The sequence below is a fragment of the Azospirillum sp. TSH64 genome (genome assembly GCF_003116035.1).
Taxonomy (GTDB): Bacteria; Pseudomonadota; Alphaproteobacteria; order Azospirillales; family Azospirillaceae; genus Azospirillum.
In genome coordinates, this window is the sequence record NZ_LGQW01000015.1 from 4,838,840 (window position 1) to 4,857,322 (window position 18,483).

The following is an 18,483-nucleotide window of genomic DNA, read 5'->3' on the forward strand; positions in this document are numbered from 1 at the left end:
TCAAATGCCTTGGTCTGCGGATCGGGTCGAACGCGATACGCCCGGCAGGGTAGAGGAAAGTGGTTTCCAGTCCGTTGCCATGGCGCAAGGAAATGCACGGAAAGCGCCCCTGGGGCGCGGCAAAATCGTGTCAAAGCCGTGACCCGGGGCTTTGACGATGCGGCCGCGGTCCCTAGGTTACGTCGCCTGCACAGCATTCGGGCGACGGTCCTTCGGGGGCCGGTCTTCCCTGGGCCGGCAGACATCACCGTAAAGGCTACTGAAAAATCCGATGCGCCGCAGCCTCCCGCCGACCTCCGACACCAGCGCCTTCACCCGCCCGTCCGGCGACCTGCGGGCCGCGATCCGCTCGCTCGGCCCCTACATCTGGCCCCGCGATTCCGTGGAAACGCGGGTGCGGGTGGTGCTGGCGATGCTTCTGCTGATCGGCGCCAAGGTCGCCAACGTCTATGTGCCGATCTTCTACAAGCATGCGGTGGACGCGCTGACGCCCGCCAGCGCCGGCGGCAGTGCCGGATTGGGAGGGGGCCCGGGTGCGGTGGTCGCCATCCCGCTGGGACTGATCGTCGCATACGGCCTTGCCCGCGTGACCTCGCTGGTCTTCGCCGAACTGCGCGACGCCGTCTTCGCCACGGTGGCTCAGCGGACCATCCGCCGGGTGGCGCTGTCGGTGTTCCGGCACCTGCACGCGCTGTCGCTGCGCTTCCATCTGGAACGCCAGACCGGCGGCCTGACCCGCTCGCTGGAGCGCGGAACCCGCGCCATCGAGTCGCTGCTGCGCTACACCCTGTTCTCCATCGTGCCGACGCTGGTGGAGATCGCACTGGTCTGCGCCATCCTGTGGAAGCTGTTCAGCGTCTGGTTCGCGCTGGCGACCTTCGTCACGGTGATGGGCTACATCCTCTACACCTTCTTCGTGTCGGAATGGCGCATCAAGTTCCGCCGCCTGATGAACGACACCGACAGCAAGGCCAACACCAAGGCCATCGACAGCCTGCTGAACTACGAGACGGTCAAGTATTTCGGCAACGAGGAGCATGAGGCCCGCCGCTACGACGGCGCATTGCAGAGCTACGAGAAGGCGGCGGTGCGCAGCCAGCAGAGCCTGTCGCTGCTGAATGTCGGGCAGTCGGCGATCATCTCGCTGGGGCTGGCGGCGGTGATGGGCATGGCCGCCAAGGGCATCGTCGACGGCAGCATGTCGCTGGGCGACTTCGTTCTGGTGAACACCTATCTGTTGCAGCTCTACCAGCCGCTGAACTTCTTCGGCGTCGTCTATCGAGAGATCAAGCAGTCGCTGATCGACATCGAATCTATGGTGACGCTGCTGGCGGTCGACCGCGAGGTGGCCGACGGCCCCGATGCGAAGCCGCTGGCGGTCGACGGGGCGGAGCTGCGCTTCGAGGGGGTGGAGTTCGGCTATGACCCGCGCCGGCCGATCCTGAAGGATGTCAGCTTCACCGTGCCGGCCGGCAGGACGGTCGCCATCGTCGGCCCGTCGGGGGCCGGCAAGTCCACCATCAGCCGGCTGCTGTTCCGCTTCTACGACGTCAATGGCGGCCGGGTGCTGATCGATGGGCAGGACATCCGCGGGGTGACCCAGTCCTCGCTGCGGGCGTCCATCGGCATCGTCCCGCAGGACACCGTGCTGTTCAACGACACCGTCTTTTACAACATCGCCTATGGCCGCCCCGGCGCCAGCCCGGCGGAGGTGGAGCGGGCGGCCCGGCTGGCCCACATCCACGACTTCATCATGGCGCTGCCCGACGGCTACCAGACCACGGTGGGAGAGCGCGGGCTGAAGCTGTCGGGCGGCGAGAAGCAGCGCGTCGCCATCGCCCGCACCATCCTGAAGGACCCGGCGATCCTGCTGTTCGACGAGGCGACCAGCGCGCTCGACACCCACACCGAGCGGGAAATCCAGGCCAACCTGCGCGAGGTCAGCCGCGGCCGCACCACGCTGGTGATCGCCCACCGGCTGTCCACCGTGATCGACGCCGACGAGATCCTGGTGCTGGAGGCCGGCCGGGTGATCGAACGCGGCCACCACACCGACCTGCTGGCCGCCCGCGGCGCCTATGCCGCCCTGTGGGCACGGCAGCAGGAAGCCAGCCAAGCGGCGGTCGGGTCATCGACCGGGGGCCCGGCGCCGCTGCCCGGCGTGCTGGCACCGACCTGAGCCGGAAGCGGGGAGAACGGGATCATGGGACCGGCAAGGCAGGCGCTGCGCGCCGCGACGCGGGAGAGCCACGACCGTCTGGACAAGGCCGAGGTGCTGCAGCCTCTGGTCCGGCCGGACATCACGCAGCCGCAATATGTCCGCGCGCTGGCCGTTCTCCACGGCTTCAACGCGCCGGTGGAGCGGGGGCTGGGGGAGGACGGGGGAGACGGCGCGGCACGGCTGGCGCTGCTGCGCGAGGATCTGCGGGCGCTGGGCGCCGACCCGGACGCGCTGCCGGAGATCGCGGGGCTGCCGCCGCTGGACAGCGCGCCGGCCCGGCTGGCGGCGCGCTACGTGCTGGACGGCTCGGCCCATGGCGGACGGGCGATGCTGCCGGGGATCACCCGGGCGCTGGGCCATGACGCCCGGCGCGGCGCGCGCTTCCTGGCCTCGGACGGGCTGGACATGGCGGGGGCCTGGAAGGCGCTGATGGTCCGGCTGGAGGAGGAGCTTGCCGACCCCGCGGCGCTGGCCGTCGCCTGCGCCACCGCCGCCGGCCTGTTCGCGGCGCTGGAGAGGTGGACGGCCGAGCAGTGGGTGGGGGAGCGGAGGGCTTGAAACTGGCGCGCCGGGCCATCCCTTGATAGGGTGCCGCACCATCCTCATCCGGGTTCTGGAGACCGCTTTCCCATGACCGCGCCAGCCTCGCGCATCTATTGCTCCGTCGACACCACCGAGATCGAGTCCGCCCGCCGCATCGCCGGGCAGGTGGCCGGGGCCGTCGGCGGCATCAAGCTGGGGCTGGAGTTCTTCATCGCCCAGGGGCCGGCTGGCGTCCGTGCCGTGGTGGGCGAGGACGGCCCGCCGCTGTTCCTCGACCTGAAGCTGCACGACATCCCCAACACGGTGGCCGGCGGCGTGCGCGCGGCGCTGCCGCTGAAGCCGGCCTTCATGACCATCCACAGCGCTGGCGGCCCGGCGATGATGCGCGCGGCGGCTGAGACGGCGGCGACCGCCGGGGCGGACCGGCCGAAGATCCTGGCCGTCACCGTGCTGACCAGCCTGGACGAGGACGATCTGGGCGCGGTCGGCCAGTCGGTGCCGGTGGCCGACCAGGTGGTGCGGCTGGCGAAGCTGGCCAAGGCGTCGGGGGTGGACGGCGTCGTCTGCTCGCCGGCCGAGGTGGCGCTGGTGCGCGCCGCCTGCGGTCCCGACTTCATCCTGATGGTGCCCGGCATCCGCCCGGCCTGGGCCGCCACCAACGACCAGAAGCGCATCATGACCCCGGCCGAGGCGCTGGCGGCCGGCGCCGACCATCTGGTGATCGGCCGTCCGATCACCGCCGATGCCGACCCGGCCGCCGCCGCCCGCCGCATCGTCGCCGAAATTGAGGGGGCCGCATGACCGTCGCCGCCAAGATCTGCGGGCTGAGCGAGTCCGAAAGCCTGCGCGCCGCCGTCGCCGGCGGGGCGCGCTATGTCGGCTTCGTCTTCTATCCGCGCAGCCCGCGCGCCATCGCCCCGGCGATGGCGGCGGAGCTGGCGCGGCTGCTGCCGACCGGCGTGCGTTCCGTCGGGCTGTTCGTCGATCCCGACGACGAGTTCCTAGAGCATGTCACCGGGCAGGTCCCGCTCGACCTGATCCAGCTGCACGGCGCCGAGACGCCGCGCCGCATCGCCGAGATCAAGGCCCGCTACGCCCTGCCGGTGATGAAGGCGATCAAGATCGGCGGGCCGGAAGATTTGACCCTGGCGCTGGAGGCGGCGGCGGTCGCCGACCGGCTGCTGTTCGACGCCAAGCCGCCGGCCAAGGTGTTGGCGCTGCCCGGCGGCAACGGCATCGCCTTCGACTGGACGATCCTGGCCGGGCGCCGCTGGCCGCGGCCCTGGATGCTGTCGGGCGGGCTGACGGTGGACAATGTCGCGGAGGCGGTGCGGGTCACCGGCGCCACCGAGGTCGATGTCTCGTCGGGCGTCGAGGACCGCCCCGGCCACAAGGATCCGGCGCTTGTCCGCTCCTTCCTTTCGGCAGTCGCGGCACTTTGAGGATGGTCCGCCGGAATAGTGCCCTGTTTTAGACGAATGCTTCGGCTTATCTTGATCGCATGGCGGGACCCTTCGCCGTCGGCTAGGATGCGCCCATGAGCGATTCCACCACCCTGTCCACAACCGAGGCGCTTGGCGCCGTGCTCGATGAGCATCTGCGCTGGATCGGCCAGTGGCAGCGCGCCGTTTTCTACCGCGACGGCCGCGGCGGGGAACGGTCGTCTGCCCCGGCTTCCTTCCAGGCCTGGTGCCAGGCCGCCAGCCGCGACGACCTGCTGCAGCAGCCGGCGGTGCAGAAGCTGGCGAACCTGCACGAGCAGATGCACCGTCAGGCCCGGCTGATCCTGCTGAAGGCGTCGAGCGGCGAACTGCCGACCGAATCCGAGTATGAGGGGGTGATCGGCCGCTTCGAGGAGTTCATGCTGCATCTGCGGCGGATGGAGCGCGCCTTCGCCGCCGCCGCCTCCGGCCTGGATCCGCTGACCGGCCTGCGCACCCGCCGCGGCATGGGCGAGGCGCTGGAGCGCGAGCACAACCGCTACCGCCGCACCGGCCAGCCCTTCTGCGTCGCGCTGGCCGACATCGACAAGTTCAAGGGCATCAACGACAGCTACGGCCACGACATCGGCGACCGGGTGCTGGCCGCCACCGCCGCCGTCATCAGCCGCGGCGTCCGCAGCTTCGACGAGGCCTTCCGCATGGGCGGCGAGGAGTTCCTGGTCTGCCTGAAGGAAACCGGGCTGGACGAGGGCTATGCGGTGATCGAGCGGCTGCGCGTCGACCTGATGCGCTCGCCGGTGGTGCTGCCCGACGGCCGGGTGATCCCGGTCACCGCCTCCTTCGGGCTGGTGGAGGCGGTGGCCGACCTGACCGTCGACGATCTGGTGGTCTGCGCCGACCGCGCGCTCTACCAGGCCAAGAATTCCGGCCGCAACCGCGTGATCCGCTACGGCATCGACCGTCCGGAACCGAAGGTGGCGGCGGCGAAGGCGGTGCGGGGCTAGGGACAAACCGCAGCTGCCGGTCAGCCCCCTTGGCCCCGGCCCCCCAGGCGCGCTAGGATCGGGGCAACCTCACCGTCAGCCGCGATCCGGATTCCATGCGCACCCTGCCCGAATTTCCCAACCTGTTCGTCCTCGACCATCCGCTGATCCAGCACAAGCTGACCCATATGCGGAACAAGGAGCGGTCGACCGGCGGGTTCCGCACCCTTCTGCGCGAGATCTCGCTGCTGATGGGTTATGAGCTGACGCGCGACATTCCGCTGACCACCGAGCGGATCGAGACGCCGCTGCAACCGATGGACGCCCCGGTGATCCTGGGCAAGAAGCTGGCGGTGGTGCCGGTGCTGCGGGCCGGGCTCGGCATGTCGGCCGGCCTGCTGGAGCTGGTGCCGTCGGCGCGCGAGGGGCATATCGGCCTCTACCGCGACCATGACACCAAGCAGCCGCACGAATATCTGGTGAAGCTGCCGCCGGCCGACGGACGGCTGTTCATCGTCGTCGACCCGATGCTGGCGACCGGCAACTCCGCGGCTCATGCCTGCGACGTGCTGAACCGCCACGGCGTGGACGACCACAACATCCGCTTCATGGCGCTGGTCGCAGCACCCGAGGGCGTGCGCCGCTTCCACGAGGCACACCCGGACGTGAAGGTCTTCACCGCGGCGCTGGACAGCCATCTGGACGAGAACGCCTACATCGTTCCCGGCCTGGGCGATGCCGGCGACCGCATGTTCGGCACCAAGTAAGGACCGGTTCAGGTCATCGTGAAGCGGGGCGGGTGCCGGAGGACGGCCCCGCCCCGTTTTTCGTTGCGCCCCCGGTCAGCCGGCCGGGGCCGGTTCCTCTTCCCGCACCGTGCCGAACTGCGCCAGCGCCTTGCGGTAGCCGATGTTGGGCGGTGCGTAGCCCGCATCGCTGGCGGCACGGTGCGGCACCGACTCGTGCAGGTTCTCCTGGCTGAAGGGCAGGACGCAGACCGGGCGGTAATGGCGCGGCTGCACCAGTTCGCCGACCCCGTCCAGGAAACGGGCATAGGAATCGACGATGACGCCCAAGGCGTTGTCGGGCGACACCTCCGGCACCCAGATGGGGTCGATGGCGAGGCCGCAGACCTCGGCGTGCTCCATCATCCATTTCAGCGTGATGTCCGACAGCCTGTCGTCGTCATAGCCGCCGCCGACGTTGGAATGGCAGCCGGCGAACCAGCGCTGCTCCATCCGCTGCGCCGGCTTCGCCTTCGGATCCCAGAGGTTGGCGGCGAAGGTCTTGCGATGCTCGTCGATCGCCAGCGCCTGGAAGGCATTGCGGACAAGGCTGCTGAGTTCTGTGTCGTGGAAGCCGTACAGGTCCTGATCCAACTGCTTGCAGATGCCGAGCGGCACGCCGAGCGCGCCCACCGTGTCCCAGACGCCGAGGAAATGGATCGGGATCAGCGTCGAACCGTTGGTGTCGCGGAACCGCTTTGCCTCCCCCACGTCCGGACCATCGTCCCGCTTGCGGTAGAGCGCGTAGGCGTCGTCCGTCTCGCCCAGCCTGTCGGCCGGCAGCAGCCCGGCATTGCGGATCAGCCCGACGAGGCTGCGGGCGGTGTAGGCGCCGCGCGAGAAGCCCAGGATGAAGACATGGTCGCCATCCCTGTAGTTCGAGGCGAGGAAGCGGTAGCCGTCCTTGATCTTCTTGTCGATCCCAAGGCCGAAGGCGCCGCCGAAGATTTTGTCGAACCAGTCGTGGAGAAAGCCTCCCTTTTCATCGGTGCCGACGCCGGAATCGTAATAGGAAACCTGTGCGGTGCCGTCCGGGGCGGTGCCGAGGACCGACTTGGAGAATTTCCAGACGTTGGTCGATGCCTCGTTGTCCTTGTCGGGCTGGCTGCCGCTGCCCGGCTTGTTCCAGGTGCCGTCGAAACACAGGACGATCCGCTTGCCCATCTTCCTCTCCCCGTCAAACGAGTGCGCGCAGGAGATGATGGCAACGATATTTTTTCAACTTCAATAGATTTATAAAAATCGGCGGCAACCCTGCAACGGACGATTCCGTCCGCTGCAACTTCGACCGGTCGCCGGAACAGGTCGTCGGAACAGGTCGATGGATCGGGGCAGATATGCGCACGTATTCCCGGACCCCCGCTATGGTCATCCGGCACATTCGGCCCATATTGCCGCCGATAAAATCAAGTCATCGCCGTGCCGATGGCCTGTCCGCGGGACGCCGACATGCGGCATCCGCAGGACAGGGGAGCCTGCCACTTGTGCGAAGGTCTCATGCGGCGGCGGCTTGATTTCGATCAATGCCGGGTGGCATGCCGGGAAGGATCATGCGATCCTCTTCGACGCGCCGGACGAATGGCCTAGCCCCTAGGTCTGGAATCCGGTGCAGCCGACCGTGTGAATGAACGCGAACGGAAACGCGCGATGGATTACGAAACTTTCTTCCGCAACCAGATTGCGACCCTGAAGCAGGACGGCCGCTACCGCGTGTTCGCCAATCTGGAGCGCCACGCGGGCAATTTCCCGACGGCGACCTTCCGCGATTCCCACGGGCGCGAACGTCCGGTCACGGTCTGGTGCTCCAACGACTATCTCGGCATGGGCCAGCATCCGAACGTGCTGAAGGCGATGCACGACGCGCTGGACCAGGTCGGCGCCGGTGCCGGCGGCACGCGCAACATCTCCGGCAACAACGTCTACCATGTGCTGCTGGAACGCGAACTGGCCGACCTGCACCACAAGGAAGCGGCGCTGCTCTTCACCTCGGGCTATGTGTCGAACGACGCGACGCTGACCACGCTGGGCAAGATCCTGCCCAACTGCGTGATCCTGTCGGACGCGCTGAACCACAACTCGATGATCACCGGCATCCGCAACTCGGGCGCCGAAAAGCACATCTTCCGCCACAACGACCCCAAGCATCTGGACGAGCTGCTGTCGGGCATCGCCCCCGGCCGCCCCAAGGTGGTGGCGTTCGAAAGCGTCTATTCGATGGACGGCGATATCGCCCCCATCCATGACCTGTGCGACGTGGCCGACAAGCACGGTGCCATGACCTATCTGGACGAGGTGCACGCTGTCGGCATGTACGGCGCCCGCGGCGCCGGCGTGGCCGAGCGCGACGGAGCCATGGACCGGCTGACCATCGTCGAAGGCACGCTGGGCAAGGCCTTCGGCGTCCAGGGCGGCTACATCACCGGCTCCACCGCGCTGATCGACTGCGTCCGCAGCTTCGCCGCCGGCTTCATCTTCTCCACCTCGCTGTCGCCGGTGATGGCGGCGGGGGCGCTGGCCTCCATCCGTCACCTGAAGCACAGCCAGACCGAACGGACGCAGCACCAGGAACGCGCCGCCACGCTGAAGCGGATGTTCGCCGACGCCGGCCTGCCGGTGATGCCGTCGATGAGCCACATCGTGCCGCTGATGGTCGGCGACGCCCACCGCTGCAAGCGCGCCTCGGACGAACTGCTCGACCGGCACAACATCTACGTCCAGCCGATCAACTACCCCACCGTTCCGCGCGGGACGGAGCGGCTGCGCTTCACCCCGACCCCCCTGCACACCGATGCGCAGATGGGCATGCTGGTCGACGCGCTGCTGGATGTGTGGAGCCGGCTCGACCTGCGCCTCGCCGCCTGAGCGGGGCTCCTGGAAACAGGTCCGGAAAGACCCTTTTGGCGATAAGGACGTTTTGCCCCCTGGACAGACGGCGTGCGCATCCCTACTTTGTGGGGTAGTGTTGCGACCGGTTCGCAGCTTCATTGCTGCAGACCGGCCGTCGCCGCGCCGTCCTTTCCGTTTTTCCGGGGCTTCGCATCCAGCGGCTCGCCTAGGGGGTTCGCCATGTACCGTGACAACTCGCTGATGCCGAAGGAGGCCGTGCGCCTCGTCGTCCTGGGCACGCTGATCCAGGGTGGGCCGCTGCGCTACGCCGATCTGGCAGGCTCCGTCCGTCATTTCCTAGACCGCATGATGGGTCCGTCGCTGGACCTGATGGGCACCTCGCTGGAGATGCTGCGGTACGAAGGGCTGATCGAGGCGCTGGACGGCAGCGGCATGGAAGACAATGCCCTGCTGGGTCCGACCGAAGCCGGCCGGGCGGAGTTCGACACGCTGATGCGCGCCAATGTCCGCGCGCCGTCGGCCGACGGGCTGAACAAGCTGGTCATCGCGCTGAAGCTGCGCTTCCTGCATCTGCTGGACGTCGAGTCGCAGCGCGACCAGATCGACAATCTCGTGGTGCTTAGCGAGACCGAGCTGGCGCGGCTGGGCGACCTGAAACGGGCGGATGTCGGCAGCGACGGCCATTTCGCCTCGTGGCTGGATCGGGACATCGCCCAGACGGAAGAGCGTCTGGCCTGGTTCCAGAAGCTGCTCGCCCGGCTCTGATCACCCTTTAAAACCAGTGGTTTTGTTGCGCGCGGCGCGCCCTTTCGAATAGGGGCGCGCCGCGTCTGTTTCGGCGCAAGGATTTGGTGTACCTTCGGGTTACCCCTTTCCCTCCCCAGCCGGAATCCGCTCCATGGCCTCGCACATGTCGACCGACGACCTCGAAGACCGCTTGCGCATGGAGTTCGTGGACGACGCGCGCGATCGGCTGGAGCTGATGAACGCGACGCTGGCGGACCGCGTGAAGGGCCAGCGCAGCGATGTGGAAACCATCGGCGTCCTGCGGCTGGAGGCCCACAATTTCAAGGGCATGGGCACCAGCTTCGGCTATCCCACCGTCAGCCTCGTCGCCCACCGGCTGGAGGATTACCTCAGCGGCCTGAAGCGGCTGGACGAGAAGCAGCTGGTCGACGCCCAGATCTTCATCGACCGCATTTCCGAACTGGTCGACCGCGCCGAACAGCCGCTGCTGGCCGAGACCAACCGGATCATCCGCGCCCTGCCGGTGCGCTATGAGTTCCAGGTCACCGACGTCGACGTGCGCAACGTCGAGATCATGCTGGTCACCCCGTCCAAGGTCGTCGCGAAGAAGCTGGGGACGGAGCTGGCCGCCTGCGGCTTCCGCACCATGACGGTGACCGATCCCATCGAATCGATCAGCCTTGCCGTGCGCGTGCCGCCGGACATGGTCATCGCCTCGATGGTGATGGACGGCCTGTCCGGCCTGGACCTGATCCGCGGCCTGCGGGCGATGAGCGTGACCCAGCATGTGCCGATGGCGCTGCTGACCTCGCTGAACCTCGACCACCCGTCGCTGAAGGAAATCCCCTACGGCGTCTCCGTCATCCGGGTCGGCGAGCATTTCGGCGACGACTTCGCCGCCGTGGTGGCCAAGCACAATCTGGGCTGATCGGGCAGACCGTCATCTGACCCTCATCTGAACGTCATCGTCATATAGCGGCGCTTGCGCCGGCGGGAATCCCCATGTTAGGCGTCAAACCGGTCCCACAGGCTGGAGCAGCGCCCGAATGACGGAGGTTCTTCGCCGGTACGGCCCGGTTCTGACCGGGGTGATCCTGCTGGCCGTGGCGGTCTGGCTGGCTCTGCTGGTGCTGCTGCCGCAACTGATGATGATCGGCTTCTCCTTCCGGCCGTCGCTGCCGCCCTCCAAGATCGGCGGGCCGGAGGATGTGTTCACGGTCAGGAACTACCTGACCCTGTGGACCAACCAGATCCATCTGTCGATCTTCCTGAAGACGATCTGGGCCAGCGCGCTGGTCACCGCGACCACGCTGGCCGTCTGCTATCCGGTCGCCTACTATCTGGCGCAGGTGGCGCCGAAGCGGCGGCTGCCGCTGCTGATCCTGATGCTGGTCGTGCCCTTCTGGATCAACGAGCTGCTGCGCACCTTCTCCTGGTACATCATCCTGGCCTTCAACGGGCCGCTGAACGCGATCCTGCTGGGGCTGGGCATCATCGACGAGCCGCAGCGATTCCTGGGCGGCGACGCCGGGGTGATCGTCGGCATGGTCTATGTCTACATCCTGTTCATGGTCTTCCCGCTGTACAACGCCATCGAATCGCTGGACCGCAACCAGATCGAGGCGGCGCGGGATCTCGGCGCCGGCTGGCTGCGCATCCACCGCCGAATTGTGCTGCCGCACGCCAAGCCGGGCATCGCCGTCGGCTGCATCATGACCTTCATGCTGGCTGCCGGCAGCTATGCGGTGCCGGCCCTGCTGGGCGGGCCGAACAGCCGCTGGTTCACCGAGATCATCTACAACTGGTTCTTTGAAGGCGGGAACTGGAACCAGGGGGCGGCCTACGCCTTCATCCTGCTGGTGCTGTGCATCGGCTTCATCCTCGGCGCGATGCGGCTGTTCCGCGTCGGGCTGGCGGATATTGCGAAATGAGCCACCGCGAAGTGAGCCCGAAGCCATGACCGCTGCCCGCCTCCGCCGCTTGCTGACCGGCGCCTATCTGGTCCTGTTCTTCGGCTATCTGTTCCTGCCGCTGGGCATCATGGCGGCGGCGACCTTCAACAGCAGCCGCTTTCCCACCGTGACACCCTGGATGGGCTTCACGCTCGGCTGGTTCCAGGCGCTGTGGGAGGATCAGCGCATGTGGGCGGCGCTGGGCACCAGCCTGATCGTCGGGGCGGGGGTGATCGCGCTGGCCGTGCCGCTGGGGCTGGCGGCGGCCCTGCTGCTCGACCGGCTGCACAGCCGGGCCAAGACCTTCCTCTACGCGCTGATGGTGTCGCCGCTGCTGACGCCGGGGGTGATCGTCGGCATCTCGACGCTGGTGTTCTGGCGGGAGTGGTTCGGGGTCAGCGGCGGGCTGTTCCTGACCGTGGTGGCGCAATCCAGCTTCATCGCCGCCTATGCCATGCTACTGTTCTCGGCAAGGCTGGAGCGGTTCGACCCGGCGCTGGAGGAGGCCGCACTCGACCTCGGCGCCACCCATGGGCAGGTGTTCCGGCGCATCACGCTGCCGTACCTGACGCCGGCGATCCTGTCGGCGGCCCTGCTGGCCTTCCTGCAGAGCTTCGAGAACTACAACACCACGCTGTTCGTGCGCGGGCTGGACACCACACTGACCGTCTACATCGCGACCAAGGTGCGCACCGGCCTGACGCCGGCGGTCAACGCGCTGTCGCTGGTGCTGATCGCCCTGACCATCCTGGGCGCCGTCGCCTACGAGATCCTGCGCCGGCGCGAGGCGCGCCGGCAGGCAGGGTCCGCAGTGGCGTTGACGACGGCCTAGGCGTCAGTCCTCTTCCGCCTCGTCGGCGTCCGCCTCGATCTGGGCGGCGAGATCGCGCAGCATGTCGATGACGTCTTCGTGGCTGGTCTCGTCCACGGCGGCGTTCACGGCAGCCTCGATCATGGCGACGGCGATGTAGGGGCCGAGCGGGCCACCTTCCTTGATCGCCTCATCCAGGTGCTTTTCGGCGATCGACAGCGCCTTTTCGAACAGCGCCTCGGCCGTCTGGTTGGTGGTGTCCTTGCTCATCGTCCGGTCCGTTGCGGAGGGTTGGTCCGACTCCAATAACACGGTCAATCGGCGATTGGCGCGGGAATTCGCGGGCCACCCCGGAAATATGGATGCAGACCGGGGACGCGGGGCGAGAAGCCGGGCTTGCGCCGCTCCGGACCATACGCCACAGTCCGGAGATGCATTGACCTATACGGCAAGGAAGACGGCATGACCGGCACGCCAGACCTGAGCAAACCCGACCTGACCAGCCCCGACCTCTACCGCTTCTGGTGGGAGGAGCGCGTGCGCTTCAACGACCTGGATGCCGTCGGGCACGTCAACAACAACGCTCTCGGCGTCTATTTCGAACAGGCGCGCGTCGCCCTGATTCATCAGGTCGGCGGCTTTACCCCCGAGGTGCCCTGGACCGTCGTGCTGGCGCGCAGCCTGATCGAATACAAGGCGGAGCTGCTCTATCCCAACATTGTGCGCATCGGTGCGCGGGCGCTGCGGCTGGGCACCAGCTCGATCACGCTGGGCTGCGCCATCTTTCTGGGCGACCGCTGCATCGCGACCCAGGAAGCGGTGGCGGTGATCGTCGACAAGGCTGCCCATCGCCCGACGCCGATCCCGGAACCGTTGCGCGCCAAGCTGCTGGAGGCGTAAAGGGAGGGCGCTCCAGACCCGCATCCAACGGACCCCCGACATGACGCGTCCCGCCAAGCGCCCCTTCGCCAAGGGGCGCCAGCCGACCCGCAAGACCGCCCCGCCGCCCCGTGACGTGCAGGAGATGGAGGTGTCCATCGCCGACGTCGGTGCGCGCGGTGACGGGATCGCCTTTGCCGAGGGGCTGCGCCTGTTCGTGCCCTACACGGTGACCGGTGACCGTGTGCGTGTCCGTGCCGCCGACGGCGATGGGAAGGGGGAGGGTGTACGGGCCGAACCGCTTGAGGTGCTCGAGCCCGGCCCCGGCCGCCAGACTCCGCCCTGCCGCCATTTCGGCCGCTGCGGCGGCTGTACGCTCCAGCAGATGGACGATCCGACCTACGCCGCCTGGACCGTCGGGATGGTGCGCGGGGCGCTGGAGCGGGTCGGGCTCGGCGATGTGCCGATGGAGCCGCTGGCACGGACTCCCGGCGGTGCGCGCCGCCGCGCCCGCTTCGCAGCGCTGAAGCGCGGCAAGCGGGTCTGGCTCGGCTTCAACGAGCGGCAGAGCCACCGGTTGGTCGATCTGGAGGAATGCCCGGTCCTGTCGCCCCGCCTGTTCGCGCTGGTGGAGCCTTTGCGGACCCTGCTGGCCGACCTGCTGCCGGACGGCGGCGATGCCGACGTGGTGCTGACCGATCTGGAGGGCGGGGTCGACCTGCTGCTGGTCGGGCCGCGCAGCCTGGACCGCGCGGCGCGCGAGGTGCTGGTCGGATTCGAGTTGGAGCGCATCGCCCGCATCGCCTGGCAGCCGACCGATCGCGCGGCAGCGGAGCCGGTGGCGAACCGCCGGCCGGCCTTCATCCGTTTCGCAGGCGTTCCGATCCAGCCGCCGCCCGGTGCCTTCCTCCAGGCGAGTGCGGAGGGCGAAGCCGCCCTGGTGGCGGCGGTGCGTGAGGGGGTGGGGCAGGCAGGCCGCATCGCCGACCTGTTCGCCGGCATCGGCACCTTTTCCATTCCGCTTGCGCAACAGGCCGCGGTCCATGCGGTGGAGGGCGACGAGGCGGCGGTGGCGGCACTCGGCCGTTCGGTGCAGGGGCTGCGGCTGACGGCGGAGCGGCGCGACCTGTTCGAGAACCCGCTGAGCGCCAAGGATCTCAATCGTTATGATGCCGTGGTGTTCGACCCGCCGCGCGCCGGTGCCGCGGCCCAGGCGGCGGCGCTCGCCGGCAGCAAAGTGCCGCGGGTGGTGGGCGTGTCCTGCAATCCCGCCAGCTTCGCCCGCGACACGCGGGTGCTGGTGGATGGCGGCTATCGTCTGGTGAAGATCTGGCCGGTCGACCAGTTCCTGTGGTCGGCCCATGTGGAACTGGTCGGGCTGTTCGAGCGGTAAAAGACTATAGCGGCCGCCGTGCCTTCAGCGCGGCGGTCAGGGTGCCGTCGTCGAGATAGTCCAGCTCGCCGCCGACTGGGACGCCGTGGGCGAGACGGGAGATCGACACGTCGGACTCGGTCAGGCGGTCGGTCACCACATGGGCGGTGGTCTGGCCGTCGACGGTGGCGTTCAGCGCCAGGATGATCTCGCGCACCGCCGGATCCTTGGCACGCTCGGCGAGGCCGGCGATGTTGAGGTCGTCGGGGCCGACGCCCTGGAGTGCCGACAGCAGGCCGCCCAGCACATGATAGGTGCCGCGGAAGGCGCGGGTGCGTTCCAGCGCCCACAGGTCGCCGGCATCCTCCACCACGCAGATGACCGAGCGGTCGCGGGTGGGATCGGAGCAGACGGTGCAAGGGTCGCGGCTGTCGAGGTTGCCGCAGACGGAGCAGGCGCGGATCGATTCGCCGGCCGCCGCCATCGCTTCCGACAGCGGGATCAGCAGGCTGTCCCGCCGCTTCATCAGATGCAGCGCCGCCCGCCGCGCCGACCGGGGGCCTAGTCCCGGCAGCTTGGACAGCAGCTGGATCAGGCGTTCGATTTCAGGTCCGATCATCGATGTGCAAATCCGCCTCTCCCCTCCGGGGAGAGGGGACTTTCACAAAAGACTGTCAGGCACAAAAGACTGTCAGGATCAGAACGGCAGCTTGATGCCCGGCGGCAGCTTCAGGCCGCCCATCATCTTCGAGGTTTCCTCGGCGACGTGCTGCTCGACCTTCTTCTTGGCGTCGTTGAAGGCGGCGACGATCAGGTCCTCCAGAACCTCGACGTCCTCGGGATCGACGACGGACTTGTCGAGCTTGACCTTCTTCATCTCGCTCTTGCCGTTGACGGTCACGACGACCATGCCGGCGGCGCTCTGGCCGGTCACTTCGACCTGCTCCAGGCTCGCCTGCATTTCCTGCATCTTGGCCTGCATCTGCTGGGCCTGCTTCATCATGTTGCCGATATTCTTCATCGGTCAGTACTCTCCTTCGTCGTCGAGGGGGTAGTAGACCCCGTCGTCCTGCTGCTGAACCATGAAATCGGGTGTCTCGCCGTCATCCGCAACCGCTGCACTCTCCGCCGCGGCAACTTCGGCAAGATCGCGGATGTCGATGATCTTCGCTCCGCTGAAGGTGTCGAGCACGGCGCGCACCACCGGGTTGGCTTCCGCCTCCGCCCAGGCACGGTGCTTTTCGGCCTTGTCCTGTTCGGCCAGCGTCGGCTGGGCCGGACCTTCGGAGAGCGCGACGATCCAGCGCTGGCCGGTCCATTCGGTCAGGAGTTGCCCGACCTTGGCCGGCAGGGTCGGCGGGGCGGCAGGGCGGAGTTTCAGCTCCAGCGTGCCCGGCTCCATGCGGACCAGCTGAACCGTTTCCATCAGATAGCCGTAGAGCGCGCCTTCGCGCCGGTCGGAGAACAGCTGCACCAGCGCACGGAAGTCGTGCGGCATCGGCGACAGTTCCTCGCCATCCGGGATGGCGGCCGGGGCGGCCATGGGGGCGGGTGCCGCCTGCGCCACCGGGGCGCTCTGCGGCTGGGCGGAGCCCATCGAACGGGCAACGGCGTGAGTGGACTGGCTGGCGACCGCGACCGGTCCGCCTCCTCCGCCGGGGCCGCGGCCCATCGGCGCGCCCCCTCCGCCGTTGGCCTGCTGGGCCTGGAACTGGCGGATCAGTTCGCCCGGAGTCGGCAGATCGGCGGCGTAGGACAGACGGACGATCACCATCTCCAGCGCCTGTTGCGGCACCGGGGCGGCCTGCACCTCGTTCAGCCCCTTCAGCAGAAGCTGCCAGGCGCGGGTCAGCGCCGGCATGCCGAGCTTGGAGGACAGGCTGGCTCCCCGTGTGCGCTCGGCCTCCGGCAGGGAGGGATCGTTGGCGCTGTCGGGCACCACCTTCAGGCGGGTCAGATTGTGGACGAGGTCGAGCAGATCCTGGAGGATCACCACCGGATCGGCGCCGACCCGGTGCAGGTCGGACAGGATGTCCATCGCCTCTGCCGGCTTGGCGGAGACGGCGGCCTCGAACAGGTCGATGACGCGGGTGCGGTCGGCCAGACCCAGCATGTCGCGCACCTGCTGCGCGGTGACGGTGCCGGCGGCCAGCGCGATGGCCTGATCGAGCAGCGACAGCCCGTCGCGCACCGACCCGTCGGCGGCGCGCGCGATCAGCGAGGCGGCGTCGCCTTCGATATTGGCGCCTTCCATGGCGGTGACGCGGGTGAAATGCTCCTTCAGCACCTGGGCGTCGACGCGGCGCAGGTCGAAACGCTGGCAGCGCGACAGCACCGTCACCGGCACCTTGCGGATCTCGGTGGTGGCGAAGACGAACTTCACATGGCTCGGCGGTTCCTCCAGCGTCTTCAGGAGCGCGTTGAACGCGCTCTTGGACAGCATGTGGACCTCGTCGATGATGTAGAGCTTGTAGCGGGCCGAGACAGGCGAGTAGCGCACGCCGTCGATGATCTCGCGGATGTCGTCGACGCCGGTGTGGCTGGCGGCGTCCATCTCCATCACGTCGACGTGGCGGTCCTCGGCGATGGCGCGGCAATTGTCGCAGACGCCGCAGGGGCTGACCGTTGGCCCGCCGGTGCCGTCCGGCCCGGTGCAGTTCAGTGCGCGGGCGATGATGCGGGCGGTGGTGGTCTTGCCGACGCCGCGCACGCCGGTCAGCATGAAGGCCTGGGCGATGCGGCCGGACTGGATGGCATTGGTCAGGGTGCGGACCAGCGCGTCCTGGCCGATCAGCTCGTCGAAGGTCTTCGGCCGGTATTTGCGCGCCAGCACCCGGTAAGCCTGCCCGGTGGCGGGAGCGGAAGCGGCGGTGATTTCGGCGGTTGTATCGGTCACGCGGCTGGCCTGTCGAAACGACGGGAGGGGAATTTCGGGCCGCAGGATAGCGTCCCGGCACCGCGCTGTCGCCGTCTGTTTCGTGCTGGCAATTTTTGCTGAGGGTGGGAGACTGGACGAACGACCCGAGCCGTAACTCGTTGCGGCTGCTTCCTTCCGGACCTGACCGGGTTGGCGAGGGACTCGTCCGACGCCAGTCTCCCGCCGCTTTTATGACCATTCGTGTGGGTGGATGCAAGGGGAAACGGTTCGGGTGCGGGGGTGGCGGCGGATTATAGGCAATTATATTCCGGACTATAATTTATGGTTCCGCCCATAATCGGTCCTGAAAGGGGCGTCGCCGCCTGACCGGCTCTCGGGATGGGAGAGGCGCGGGTGCGCCTTTCCCATCCCAACGCTTGTCCGTCAGATCACCTCACCGCTGGATCACTGGCCGACGAGGTCGTAGGTCATGTAGAGACTGTAGAGATAGCCGGCTGAGGTGTTGAGCGTGACTGACCAACCCGCCGGCACATACAGCGGATCGGGCAGCATTGCCGAACCCGTGATGGTGCTGGAACTGGGCGAACAGGCGATGATTGGCCGGGCGGGGGTTCCCGTGCCGGGGGGAACCACGCTGACCGTCAGGTTCATTGCGCAGCCGGTTGCGATGGTTCGCAGATAGAGACCGTTCGCGTTGGTGGAACCGGTGATCAGTGTCTTGGTCGCCACGGTGTCGACCGTCGAGAGGAAGGAGCCGCCGATCGGCTCGGCGGCACCGGCGGCGGCGGCGAGGGTCAGCGCAGCGAGGAAAGCGGCAAAAGCGGTCTTCATGGATAACGCCTCCTGTTAGGTTTGGCGTCTTCCAAATATCTCATCTCTGGGGTTTGTGGGGGAAAATAGGAAAAAAGTCTTGCAATGCTTTGAAGGATCAAGGAGATTCGCCAAAGAGGCTTCTGCCCTCCGGGACCGGCCGGACCCAATGAAAAAGGGGAATGCCGTGGCATCCCCCTTCCCAAACCCGTT

Annotated in this window: 19 protein-coding genes and 1 other RNA gene; 13 read left to right on the top strand and 7 right to left on the bottom strand. The window is 67.7% G+C overall.

From position 1 onward, the window contains the following. Positions 1–271: 271 nt before the first annotated feature. The 6 genes from TSH64_RS23235 to upp all read left to right on the top strand — a co-directional run bounded on the left by TSH64_RS23235 (position 272) and on the right by upp (position 5,956). Complete coding sequence (locus tag TSH64_RS23235; protein ID WP_109448614.1) at positions 272–2,179, top strand: ABC transporter ATP-binding protein/permease; 1,908 nt, start codon at positions 272–274, stop codon at positions 2,177–2,179. 24 nt (positions 2,180–2,203) lie between these two features. Next, a complete protein-coding gene (locus TSH64_RS23240; protein ID WP_109448616.1) occupies positions 2,204–2,779 on the top strand; it encodes a biliverdin-producing heme oxygenase in 576 nt (191 codons plus the stop codon). 72 nt (positions 2,780–2,851) lie between these two features. Beyond that, positions 2,852–3,565: an orotidine-5'-phosphate decarboxylase gene (gene pyrF / locus TSH64_RS23245; protein WP_109448618.1), complete on the top strand. Its 714-nt coding sequence runs from the start codon at positions 2,852–2,854 to the stop codon at positions 3,563–3,565. Next, positions 3,562–4,206, top strand: coding sequence for a phosphoribosylanthranilate isomerase (locus tag TSH64_RS23250; RefSeq protein ID WP_109448620.1), 645 nt, complete (start codon positions 3,562–3,564; stop codon positions 4,204–4,206). The genes pyrF and TSH64_RS23250 overlap by 4 nt, the downstream gene beginning before the upstream one ends. 95 nt (positions 4,207–4,301) lie before the next feature. Next, positions 4,302–5,210, top strand: a complete 909-nt coding sequence (locus TSH64_RS23255) for a diguanylate cyclase (protein WP_109448622.1) — start codon at positions 4,302–4,304, stop codon at positions 5,208–5,210. A 95-nt stretch (positions 5,211–5,305) separates the two neighbouring features. Continuing rightward, positions 5,306–5,956, top strand: coding sequence for a uracil phosphoribosyltransferase (gene upp, locus TSH64_RS23260; RefSeq protein ID WP_098738971.1), 651 nt, complete (start codon positions 5,306–5,308; stop codon positions 5,954–5,956). A gap of 75 nt (positions 5,957–6,031) precedes the next feature. Here upp and TSH64_RS23265 read toward each other — a convergent pair whose 3' ends face one another. Further along, a complete protein-coding gene (locus TSH64_RS23265; RefSeq protein WP_109448624.1) occupies positions 6,032–7,138 on the bottom strand; it encodes a DUF2235 domain-containing protein in 1,107 nt (368 codons plus the stop codon). Between the two features lie 483 nt (positions 7,139–7,621). Between TSH64_RS23265 and hemA the strand changes: the two genes are divergently transcribed. The 5 genes from hemA (at position 7,622) to TSH64_RS23290 (ending at position 12,352) form a co-directional block, all read left to right on the top strand. Beyond that, entirely contained in the window at positions 7,622–8,836 is a 1,215-nt protein-coding gene (gene hemA, locus TSH64_RS23270; protein ID WP_109448626.1) for a 5-aminolevulinate synthase, read from the top strand. A gap of 204 nt (positions 8,837–9,040) precedes the next feature. Then, the gene (locus TSH64_RS23275; RefSeq protein ID WP_109051931.1) at positions 9,041–9,586 is read left to right on the top strand and encodes a hypothetical protein; all 546 of its coding nucleotides are present in this window, start codon (positions 9,041–9,043) and stop codon (positions 9,584–9,586) included. A 133-nt stretch (positions 9,587–9,719) separates the two neighbouring features. Further along, positions 9,720–10,496 carry an Hpt domain-containing protein gene (locus TSH64_RS23280; RefSeq protein ID WP_109051932.1) on the top strand — a complete coding sequence of 259 codons (777 nt, stop codon included), beginning with the start codon at positions 9,720–9,722 and terminating at the stop codon, positions 10,494–10,496. 118 nt (positions 10,497–10,614) lie between these two features. Next, positions 10,615–11,499: an ABC transporter permease gene (locus tag TSH64_RS23285; protein ID WP_109448628.1), complete on the top strand. Its 885-nt coding sequence runs from the start codon at positions 10,615–10,617 to the stop codon at positions 11,497–11,499. Between the two features lie 25 nt (positions 11,500–11,524). Further along, positions 11,525–12,352 carry an ABC transporter permease gene (locus tag TSH64_RS23290; RefSeq protein WP_109448630.1) on the top strand — a complete coding sequence of 276 codons (828 nt, stop codon included), beginning with the start codon at positions 11,525–11,527 and terminating at the stop codon, positions 12,350–12,352. 3 nt (positions 12,353–12,355) lie between these two features. Here TSH64_RS23290 and TSH64_RS23295 read toward each other — a convergent pair whose 3' ends face one another. After that, positions 12,356–12,601: a hypothetical protein gene (locus tag TSH64_RS23295; protein ID WP_014248877.1), complete on the bottom strand. Its 246-nt coding sequence runs from the start codon at positions 12,599–12,601 to the stop codon at positions 12,356–12,358. A gap of 192 nt (positions 12,602–12,793) precedes the next feature. Here TSH64_RS23295 and TSH64_RS23300 point away from each other — a divergent pair, with 192 nt between their 5' ends. Together TSH64_RS23300 and TSH64_RS23305 are read left to right on the top strand one after the other, a co-directional pair. After that, a complete protein-coding gene (locus TSH64_RS23300) occupies positions 12,794–13,231 on the top strand; it encodes a thioesterase family protein (RefSeq protein WP_109448632.1) in 438 nt (145 codons plus the stop codon). 40 nt (positions 13,232–13,271) lie between these two features. After that, positions 13,272–14,603: a methyltransferase gene (locus TSH64_RS23305; protein ID WP_109448634.1), complete on the top strand. Its 1,332-nt coding sequence runs from the start codon at positions 13,272–13,274 to the stop codon at positions 14,601–14,603. A 4-nt stretch (positions 14,604–14,607) separates the two neighbouring features. On the opposite strand, the gene recR is transcribed toward TSH64_RS23305, so the two are convergent. From recR to TSH64_RS23330, 5 genes are all read right to left on the bottom strand, one after another. Continuing rightward, a complete protein-coding gene (gene recR / locus TSH64_RS23310) occupies positions 14,608–15,201 on the bottom strand; it encodes a recombination mediator RecR (protein WP_109448636.1) in 594 nt (197 codons plus the stop codon). Between the two features lie 78 nt (positions 15,202–15,279). Beyond that, positions 15,280–15,603, bottom strand: a complete 324-nt coding sequence (locus TSH64_RS23315) for a YbaB/EbfC family nucleoid-associated protein (RefSeq protein ID WP_063635355.1) — start codon at positions 15,601–15,603, stop codon at positions 15,280–15,282. Positions 15,604–15,606: 3 nt separating this feature from the next. Beyond that, positions 15,607–17,478, bottom strand: coding sequence for a DNA polymerase III subunit gamma/tau (locus tag TSH64_RS23320; protein ID WP_109448638.1), 1,872 nt, complete (start codon positions 17,476–17,478; stop codon positions 15,607–15,609). A gap of 104 nt (positions 17,479–17,582) precedes the next feature. Beyond that, positions 17,583–17,680: signal recognition particle sRNA small type (gene ffs / locus TSH64_RS23325), an RNA gene on the bottom strand. 224 nt (positions 17,681–17,904) lie between these two features. Beyond that, positions 17,905–18,291: a hypothetical protein gene (locus tag TSH64_RS23330; protein WP_109448640.1), complete on the bottom strand. Its 387-nt coding sequence runs from the start codon at positions 18,289–18,291 to the stop codon at positions 17,905–17,907. Positions 18,292–18,483: the final 192 nt, after the last annotated feature.